This window comes from Streptomyces sp. NBC_00440, from assembly GCF_036014215.1.
In the GTDB taxonomy this organism is placed as follows: Bacteria; Actinomycetota; Actinomycetes; order Streptomycetales; family Streptomycetaceae; genus Streptomyces.
Genome location: NZ_CP107921.1, coordinates 6403280 through 6414108 on the forward strand (window position 1 = coordinate 6403280; position 10829 = coordinate 6414108).

A 10829-nucleotide genomic window follows, 5' to 3' on the forward strand; every position below is an offset into this window, starting at 1 on the left:
TCGTGGGACTGACATGCCGAACGACGACAAGAAGCTGCTCGACTACCTCAAGCGGGTCACCGCTGACCTGCACCAGACCCGGCACCGGCTGCGCGAACTGGAGACCGAGGGGGACGAACCCATCGCCATCGTGGCGATGAGCTGCCGTTTCCCCGGTGACGTCAACTCCCCCGAAGATCTGTGGCGGTTGGTCGCCGAAGGACGGGACGCTATCACGGGCCTTCCCGAGGACCGCGGCTGGGACCTCGATGAACTGCTGGGCGGCGGCCCGGACGGCGGCGGCACGAACTACGTGCGCGGCGGCGGCTTCCTGCGTGAGGCGGGGGCCTTCGACCCGGGCTTCTTCGGTATGAGCCCGAACGAGGCCCTTGCCACCGACCCGCAGCAGCGCCTCGTCCTGGAGGTCTGCTGGGAGGCCTTCGAACGGGCCGGGATCGACCCGGACGCGCTTCGCGGTGAGTCGGTCGGCGTGTACGTCGGTTCCGGTGCGCAGGACTACGGCGACGTGGCCGGCAGCTCCGACCTGGTCGAGGCCTACATGGCCACCGCCAGTGCGGCCTCCGTCATCTCCGGCCGGGTCGCGTACACGCTGGGCCTGGCAGGTCCGGCGATCACTGTCGACACCGCCTGCTCCTCCTCCCTCGTGGCCATGCACCTGGCGGCCGGAGCTCTGCAGCGCGGCGACTGCGCGATGGCGCTTGCCGGTGGCGTGATGGTCATGTCCACCGCCGCCCCGTTCGTCGCCTTCAGCCGCCAGCGCGGGCTGTCCGCCGACGGCCGGTGCAAGGCCTTCTCCGACTCCGCCGACGGTACGGGCTGGTCGGAGGGCGCCGCGGTGGTGCTCCTGGAGCGTCTGTCGGACGCCCGGCGCAACGGCCACCAGGTGCTCGCGGTCATCAAGGGGTCCGCGGTCAACCAGGACGGGGCGTCCAACGGGCTCACCGCTCCCAACGGCCCCGCCCAGCAGCGCGTGATCCGGCAGGCCCTGGCCGACGCGCGCATTCCCGCCTCCCAGGTGGACGCGGTGGAGGCGCACGGCACCGGTACGACACTGGGCGACCCGATCGAGGCGCAGGCCCTGCTCGCTACGTACGGCCAGGACCGGACCGGCGACCAGCCGCTGTGGCTCGGCTCGCTCAAGTCCAACATCGGTCATGCCCAGGCCGCGGCGGGTGTCGGCGGTGTCATCAAGATGGTGATGGCGATCCGCAACGGCAGGCTTCCGCAGACACTTCACGTCACCGAACCGTCCCGGCACGTCGCATGGGACGAGGGCGCAGTCGAACTGCTCACCGAGGCGCGCGACTGGCCCGAGAACCCCCACCCGCGGCGGGCCGCCGTCTCCGCCTTCGGTCTGAGCGGCACCAATGTGCATGTGATCATCGAGGAGACGCCTCCCGCGGAGAATGTGCCGGAACCGGCCGATGAGGCGCCGGCCGCCACCACCGGGCCCGCCGGCACTGTGACCGCCGCCGACGCCCCCGTGGCGCCGTTCCTGGTCTCGGCCCGGGGCGGAGAGGCACTGAAGGCGCAGGCCGCCCGGCTGGCCTCCTTCGTACGGGAACACGACGGACTCTCCGTCGCAGGCATCGGCCGCGCTCTCGTCACCACGCGCGCCCGGATGGAGCACCGGGCGGTGGTCCTCGGGGCGGAGCGCGACGAGCTGATCGCCGGACTGGACGTCCTCGCCGACGGCGGCAAGAGCGCCGGAGTGGTCCGCGGGACGGTCATCGGCGACGCCAAGGTCGCCTTCGTCTTCCCCGGCCAGGGCTCGCAGTGGCAGGGCATGGCCGTGGAACTCAGCTCCTCCGCACCGGAGTTCGCGGCCCGGCTCGACGAGTGTGCGCAGGCGCTGGCCCCCTTCGTCGACTGGGACCTGCTGTCCGTACTGCGGGGTGAGCCCGGCGCGCCGTCCCTCGTCGAGGTGGACGTGGTGCAGCCGGTGCTCTGGGCCGTGATGGTCTCGCTGGCCGAACTGTGGCGCGCCCGCGGTGTGGAGCCCGGCGCCGTCGTGGGTCACTCGCAGGGAGAGATCGCCGCGGCGTGCGTGGCGGGCGCCCTGTCGCTGGCGGACGGTGCCCGCGTCGTCGCCCTGCGCAGCAAGATCATCCGCCATGAACTGGCAGGCCGGGGCGGCATGATGTCCGTGGCCCTGCCCGCCGACCGGGCCGCGGACCGGCTGCACGAGTGGGACGGGCGCCTCCAGCTCGCCGTCGTCAACGGTCCGGGCTCGGTGGTGGTGTGCGGCCACACCGACGCGCTCGACGAGCTGAAGGTGCAGCTGGAGGCCGAGGGGGTCCAGGCCCGCCGCATCCCGGTGGACTACGCCTCCCACTCGATGTTCGTCGAGGAGATACGCGACCGGCTGCTGGCCGAACTGGCGGACGTACAGCCCCTCGTACCCACGGTGCCGTTCTACTCCACCGTGACCGGAGCCAGGCTGGACACCGCCGCGACGGATGCCGAGTACTGGTACTGGAACCTGCGTCACACGGTCCGCTTCGAGGAGACCACCCGGGCGCTGCTGGCGGACGGGTACGCGATCTTCATCGAGAGCAGCCCGCACCCGGGCCTGCTGGTCGGCATGAAGGAGACCATCGAGGACGCCGGGGCGACCGCCGTGACCGTCGGCTCGCTGCGCCGCGAGGAGGGCGGCCCACAGCGCTTCGCCACCTCCCTCGCCGAGGCCTATGTGCACGGTGCGTCCGTCCGCTGGAGCGACTTCTACCCCACGGGCGAGCCCGCGGGTGACTCCGCGGGCAACGCAGGTCCTGCGGACCCCGGGAGCCCCGTGGACCTCCCCACGTACGCCTTCCAGCGTGAGTCGTTCTGGATCCAGCCGCCCACCGACCTCGGGGACGTGGCCGGCGCGGGCCTGGAACCGGTGGGCCACCCCCTGCTGGGCGCCGCTGTCGCCGCGCCGGACACCGACACGACGGCCCTGACCGGCCGGATCTCGGTGAAGTCCGTCCCGTGGCTGGCCGATCACGTCGTGGACTCCACGATGCTCTTCCCCGGCACCGGCTTCGTCGAAATCGCGATCCGGGCCGGTGACCGGGTCGGCTGCCCCGGTCTCGAAGAACTGACCATCGAGGCACCGCTGGTCGTTCCCGGGCGCGGTGCGATCGCCGTGCATGTGGCGGTGGACGCCCAGGACGCCACCGGACGGCGAGCGGTCGCCGTGTACGCACGCGCCGAGGACGCCGGCTCGCCCTGGACCCGGCATGCCTCCGGTGTACTCGCCCCCGTGGCCGGCACCCCGGACGCCGACCTCACCCAGTGGCCGCCCGCCGGCGCCGAACCGGTCGGCATCGACGGCTACTACGAGGCCCTGGCCGGTGCCGGACTCGCCTACGGCAGCGGATTCCAGGGCCTGCGGACCGTCTGGCGGTCCGGCGACGAGATCTTCGCGGAGGCGGAGCTGCCGTCCGGCATCGCCGTCGACGGCTACGGTCTGCACCCCGCCCTGCTCGACGCCGCACTCCACACGGTCGGCCTGACGCCGATCGCCGGCGACGAGGCCGTGCTCCCCTTCGCGTGGAGCGGAGTCGCCCTGCACGCCGAAGGCGCTTCGAGCGTACGGGTGCACGTCACCCCGGTACGCGAGGACGCGGTGTCGGTCCTGGTGACCGACCCGAGCGGCCGCCCGGTCCTGACGGTGGACTCCCTGACGCTGCGCAGGCTCGCGGAGCAGCGGCCCGCCTCCGCCTCCGCCCTCCACGACGCGCTGTACCGGATCGACTGGACCACGGCGCCGGTGACGTCACCCCGCACCGTGGCGACCCAGGACTGGGACACGGCCGACGGCGAGGACGTGGCCGAGCTGGTCGTCCTGTCCGTCGCCGACGACGCCCCTGAGGGCGGCTCCGGCCGTGCCGGCGGCACGGGGCGCGGGGGCCCGGACGCCGCCCGCGCACGGACGCAACATGTGCTGGCCGCACTGCAGACCTTCCTCACGGACGAGCGCTTCGAGGCGTCCCGGCTCCTCGTGGTCACCCGTGGCGCGGTGGCGACCGGGGACGGGGAGCCTGTGGACCTCACCGCAGCCGCGGTCTGGGGCCTGGTGCGATCAGCCCAGTCCGAGCACCCCGGACGCGTGGTACTCGCCGACCTGGAGGCCGGCACGGACCTCGACGCCGCGCTGCCGCTGCTCACCGGCACGGACGAGACGCAGATCGCCCTGCGCGCGGGCGCACCCCTGATGCCGCGGCTGGTCAGGGTGCCCGCACCCGGGGCGGCCGCGACAGTGTCCTCGGACCCGGGCGATTCCGGGTCCTTCGACCCGGCCGGGACCGCGCCCTCGGCCGCGTCCTTCGACCCGGCGGGCACCGTGCTGATCACCGGCGGCACCGGCATGCTCGGCAAGCTGTTCGCACGCCACCTGGTCACCACCCACGGTGTACGGCGGCTGCTGCTCACCAGCCGCTCGGGCGCCGCAGCGGACGGTGTGGCGGAACTCGTCGCCGAACTCGCCGCCCTGGGCGCCGAGACCGAGGTGGCTGCCTGCGATGTGGCCGACCGTGAGGCCCTGGCCGCCGTGCTCGCCGCGATCCCCGACGACCGGCCGCTCGTCGGCATCGTGCACACAGCGGGCGTTCTCGACGACGGCATCATCGGCTCGCTGACACCGGAGCGTCTCGACACGGTGCTGCGGCCCAAGGCCCTGGCGGCATGGAACCTGCACGAGCTGACCCGCGACCTGGATCTGACGGCGTTCGTGCTGTTCTCCTCCGTCGCCGGAGTGTTCGGCAACCCCGGCCAGGGCAACTACGCCGCCGCCAACGCCTTCCTGGACGGCCTCGCCGCACAACGGCATGCCGAAGGCCTGCCCGCGCAGTCCCTCGCCTGGGGCATGTGGGCCCAGGGAAGCGGCATGACGGGCGACCTGACGGCCGACGACCGGGGCCGCATCGGGCGCACAGGTGTCGTCGCCCTCTCCGACGAGCAAGGGACCGGCCTGTTCGACACAGCCCTCCGACTGGCCGACCCCGCCCTGGTCGCGGCCAGGCTCGACCTCGCGACTCTGAGGTCCCAGGGCGCCGGGATGCTGGGTCTCTTCCGTACGCTCGTCCCGGGCGTACGGCGTCGGCGGGCGGAATCAGGTGCCGAAGCCGGCGGCCTGGCTCAGCGGCTCGCCGCACTGCCCGCGCACGAGCACGAGGCGGCCGTCCTGGACGTGGTGCTGCGCCAGGTCGCCGAGGTGCTCGGATTCAGCTCGGCCTCGGCGATCGAACCGGAGAAGGCCTTCAAGGACCTGGGCTTCGACTCACTGCGCGCGGTGGAGTTCCGTAACGGCGTGAACGATGCCACCGGTCTGCGGCTGCCCGCCACCCTGGTCTTCGACTATCCGAGCCCGATGGTGCTCGCCCGCCATCTGCTGGCCGAGAGCGTCGGCACGGGAGAGGGCGCCGGTGCCGTGGCAGGCTCGGCCCAGCCGCGGAAGGCCGGCCGGGCGGCTGGTACGACGGACGACCCGATCGCCATCATCGCGATGAGCTGCCGCTACCCCGGCGGCGCCGAGTCCCCCGAGGACCTCTGGCGGATCGTCGCTCAGCGGACGGACGCGATAGGGGAGTTCCCCAAGGACCGAGGGTGGAACCTCCCGGACATCTACGACCCCTCGTCCTCCCGGGACGACACCAGCTATGTCCGGCACGGCGGATTCCTCTACACGGCCGGCGATTTCGACGCCGACCTGTTCGGTATCAGCCCGAACGAAGCGCTGTCGATGGATCCGCAGCAGAGGCTGTTGCTGGAGACGTCGTGGGAGGCGCTGGAGCGGGCCGGGATCGATCCGCTGTCGCTGAAGGGCAGCCCGACCGGTGTCTTCGCCGGAATGATGGCTCACGACTACAAGTACAACAGCAGTACCGGTGCCGTGGCTTCGGGACGGATCTCCTACAGCCTGGGTCTTGAGGGTCCGGCGGTGACGGTGGATACGGCGTGTTCGTCGTCGTTGGTGGCGATGCATCTGGCGGCGCAGTCGTTGCGGTCGGGTGAGAGTTCGCTGGCGCTGGCGGGTGGTGTGACCGTCATGTCCACCCCGGAACTCTTCGTGGAGTTCAGCCGGCAGCGCGGCCTGGCGGCCGACGGCCGGTGCAAGTCGTTCGCGGACTCCACCGACGGCACCGGGTTCTCGGAAGGCGTGGGTGTGCTGGTGCTGGAGCGTCTGTCGGATGCGCGGCGTCATGGGCATCAGGTGCTTGCGGTGTTGCGGGGCAGTGCGGTCAATCAGGATGGTGCGTCGAATGGTCTGACGGCGCCGAACGGTCTGGCGCAGCAGCGGTTGATCCGGCAGGCGTTGGCGGATGCGCAGTTGTCGGCTGCTGATGTGGATGTGGTGGAGGCGCACGGCACGGGCACGACGCTGGGCGATCCCATCGAGGCGCAGGCGTTGTTGGCGACGTACGGCCAGGACCGTGCGGATGACCGGCCGTTGTGGTTGGGGTCGGTGAAGTCGAACATCGGTCATACGCAGGCTGCTGCTGGTGTGGCGGGTGTGATCAAGATGGTGATGGCGTTGCGGGAGGGTGTTCTTCCGCGGACGTTGCATGTGGATGAGCCGTCGTCGCAGGTGGATTGGTCTGCGGGTGCGGTGGAGTTGCTGACGGAGGAGCGGGCGTGGCCGGTTGAGGTGGGTCGTCCGCGGCGGGCTGGTGTGTCGTCGTTCGGTCTGAGCGGGACGAATGCGCATGTGATTCTGGAGGAGCCGGAGCCGGAGCCGGAGCCGGAGGCGGAGGCGCTGTCGGTGCCGGTTGAGGCTTCTGTTGGTGGTGTGGTGCCGTGGGTGGTGTCGGGGCGTAGTGCTGAGGCGTTGCGTGCGCAGGCTGCTGCTTTGGTGGCGCATGTGGAGCAAGGCGCCGACTTGCGGCCGGTGGATGTGGGGTTCTCGCTGGCGGTGTCGCGGGCGGCTTTGGAGCATCGCGCTGTGGTGGTGGGTTCGGATCGCGTGGAGTTGGTGCGTGGTCTGGAGTCGGTGGTTTCGGGTGCGGGTCGTGTGGTGGATTCGGTTCGGCGTGGGCGTGTTGGGTTCTTGTTTACGGGTCAGGGTGCTCAGCGGGTGGGGATGGGGCGTGGTCTGTATGAGGCGTTCCCGGTGTTTGCTGAGGCGTTTGATGCGGTGGTGGGGTTGCTGGATGCCCAGCTGTCGGATGCCGGGTTGGGTGTGTCGGTGCGTGAGGTGGTCTGGGGCACTGATGCTGGTGTGTTGAATCGGACGGTGTTTGCTCAGGCGGGGTTGTTCGCGGTTGAGGTGGCTTTGTTCCGGTTGCTTGAGTCGTGGGGTGTGCGGCCTGACTTTGTGGCTGGTCATTCGATCGGTGAGGTGGCTGCGGCTCATGTGGCGGGGGCGTTGTCGCTTGAGGATGCTGCGGTGTTGGTGGCTGCCCGTGGGCGGTTGATGCAGGCGCTGCCTTCGGGTGGTGTGATGGTCGCGGTCGGGGCCCCGGAGGCTGAGGTTGTCGGGCTTTTGTCGGGCGGTGTGTGTATCGCTGCCGTCAACGGCCCTTCCTCGGTGGTGGTTTCGGGTGCTGAGGCCGGGGTTCTGGAGCTGGCCGGGCGGATCGCTGCGCTCGGTCGTAAGACGAAGCGGCTTGATGTGAGTCACGCGTTCCACTCGGTGTTGATGGACCCGATGCTGGACGACTTCGCCGCCGTGGTAGAGAAACTCACCTTCAACGCACCCCAGTTGTCGGCCGTTTCGACGGTGACTGGTGGTCCGGTCGGGGGTGAGTGGTCGGATCCTGGTTATTGGGTGCGGCAGGTGCGTGAGCCGGTGCGTTTCGCGGATGCGGTGACGGCTCTCACGGCTCGTGGTGTGGGGTCGTTTGTGGAGGTGGGGCCGGATGCGGCTCTGGTTCCGATGGGTGTGGAGGTGGTCGGTGATGATGGGGCCGCTGACGGGGTGGCGTTTGTTGGGTTGCAGCGTCGTGGTCGTGATGAGGCCACGGAACTTCTGACCGGTGTGGGCGCGCTGTTCGCGCGGGGTGTTGGGGTGGACTGGCGGGCGTTCTTCGCCGGGTCCACTGCCCGGTTGACCGAACTCCCCACGTACGCCTTCCAACGCCAGCACTACTGGCTGGAGCACTCCGGCACCGGGATCAGCCCCGCCGCCATCGGTCTTGAAGCCGCCGGTCACCCTCTGCTCGGTGCGGTGGTTCCCCTCGCCGACGGCGACGGCGCGCTGTTCAACAGCCGGCTGTCCACGCAGTCGCACCCCTGGCTCCAGGACCACGCGGTCGGCGGTATCACGCTGTTCCCCGGTACCGGATTCGTCGAGCTAGCCATCCGGGCCGGCGACCAGTTCGGCTGCGACGTGCTGGAGGAGCTCACCATCGAGTCTGCGCTCGCCCTGCCGGAACACGGTGGTGTGGCGCTCCAGGTGGCGGTCGGTCCGGACGACGGTTCCGGACGGCGCACCTTCGGGGTGTACACGCGCCCCGACGCCACCGAACCCGACTGGACCAGGCACGCCACCGGTGTGCTCGCCCCCGGGGCGGTGGAGCCGCCCGTGACCGACGGCGTCTGGCCACCGCCGGGAGCGGAGCCGGCCGACCTGACCGGGTTCTACGCATCGATGGCCGAGGCAGGTCTGGAGTACGGGCCCGCGTTCCAGGGGCTGAAGGCCGCCTGGCGCCACGGGGAGGACATCCTCGCCGAGGTCGCTCTGCCCGACGAGGACGCGGGGCAGGGTTACGAGCTGCACCCCGCACTGCTCGACGCGGCGCTGCACGCCGTCGCGCTGACCGAGGTGGACGGGGGCGCCGCCCGCCTGCCCTTCGCCTGGTCCGGAGTGTCCCTCAGCGCCTCGGGCGCCTCCCGGCTGAGGGTACGTATCACCGCCCCCGGCGGCGGTGAGGTGTCGCTGACCGCCACCGACCCCGCGGGCAACCCCGTCCTGGTGGTCAACTCCCTTGTGTCGCGGGAGATCCCGGCCGGTGGACCGGCCGTTCCCGGGCGCGCCGTGCACGACTCGCTGTTCCGCCCGGAGTGGCACGAGGTGCCCGTCGCCGAGCCTGCCGAGGTGTCCATCGGGGAGTGGGACGACCTCGGCGACGGCCCCGCCCCCGATGTCGTCGTGCTGTCCTGCACGGGCGGCACCGATGCCGCGTCGGTGCACGCGGCGACGCACCGGGCCCTGGCCGGGCTGCAAGCGGCCCTGACCGAGGACCGCTTCGCGCACTCCACGCTGCTGATCCGGACCGAAGGCGCCGTGGCACTGCCCGGCGAGGACGTCACGGACCTGGCCGGTGCGGCGGTCTGGGGCCTGGCCCGCTCGGCCCAGTCCGAGCACCCCGGCCGGATCCTGCTGGCCGATGCGCCCCGTGCCCTGCTTCCCGCGGTGATCGCCACGGCGGAATCGCAGGTGGCGGTGCGCGACGGTGTCGTTCATGCCGCCCGTCTCGTCAGGGCGGTCGGCGGTACGGCCGAGGTTCCCGCAGGCTTCGACGCCGACGGCACGGTGCTGCTCACCGGCGGCACCGGCAGCCTGGGCCGGCTCTTCGCCCGCCACCTCGTGACCGAGCGGGGAGCGCGCCGGCTGCTGCTGGCCAGCCGTACGGGCCCGAAGGCCGAAGGAGCCGGTGAACTCGTCGCGGAACTCGCCGCACTCGGTGCCCACGCCGACGTCGTCGCCTGCGACGCCGCCGACCGGGACGCGCTGGCCGGGGTGCTGGACGCGATTCCGGCCGAGCACCCGCTCACCGCGGTCATCCACCTGGCCGCCGTACTGGACGACGGGGTGATCGGTTCGCTCACGCCGGACCGGCTGGACGCGGTGCTGGAGGCGAAGGCCGACGCCGCGCTGAACCTCCACGAGCTGACCCGCGGCCTGGATCTGACGGCGTTCGTCCTCTTCTCCTCGGCCGCAGGTGTGCTCGGCAACCCGGGGCAGGGCAACTACGCCGCCGCCAACGCCCTGTTGGACGCGCTGGCCACACACCGCCGCGCCCACGGGCTGCCGGGTCAGTCGCTGGCCTGGGGCCCCTGGGCCGGTGAGAGCGGCCTGGCCGGTGGTCTGGCCGCCGCCGACCGGCAGCGGATGGACCGGACGGGCATCACGGCCCTGTCCGGCGCCGAAGGAGCCGCCCTGTTCGACACGGCAGGCACTCTGGACGCCCCGGTGCTCCTGCCCATGCGCTTCGACCCGTCGGCCCTGGCCGCAGACCCGGCGGGCGCGGTGCCCGACCTGTTCCGTGCCCTGGTCCGGACGCGTACCCGGCGTACGGCGCAAGGCCGCCAGGACGCCGGTGCCACACTCCGGCAGCGCCTCGCGGGGCTGTCGACGGTCGAGCGCCACGAAGCGCTCCTGGACCTCGTGAGGTCCAGGGTGGCGGTGATCCTGGGGCACCCGGGTGCCGAGGCCGTGGCACCCGACCGTGCCTTCGGCGACCTGGGCTTCGACTCCCTCGCGGCCGTGGAGCTGCGCAACGTCATGAACGAGGTGACCGGGCTGCGACTGCCCGCCACGCTCGTCTTCGACGCCCCGAACTCCCGCGCCCTCGCCGACTATCTGACGCTGGAGCTGTCGACGGAACTCGGCGCCGGGCAGGGCGGATCCGGTCCGGAGGGGTACCCGGACGGGAACCCGGCGGACAGCCCGGAGGACGCGGAGGTGCGCCGCATCCTGCGTGCCCTGCCCATCGCCAGACTGCGTCAAGCGGGTCTGGTGGAAAGCCTGTTGGAACTGGCCGGAAGCCGGCCGGAGCACGCCGGCGGAGACGCGGCGGGCGAGCTCGGTTCGATCGATGAGATGGACGCCGAGAGTCTGATCAACATTGCACTCGGAGGCTCCGGCCTCGACGACGCGAACCGGGAAGTGTGAGGCTGTG

Annotated in this window: 1 protein-coding gene; it reads left to right on the forward strand. The window is 71.5% G+C overall.

The annotated features are described in order from the left end of the window. Nucleotides 1-13 precede the first annotated feature (13 nt). Complete coding sequence (locus OHB13_RS28715; RefSeq protein WP_328378973.1) at nt 14-10822, forward strand: type I polyketide synthase; 10809 nt, start codon at nt 14-16, stop codon at nt 10820-10822. Nucleotides 10823-10829 lie beyond the last annotated feature (7 nt).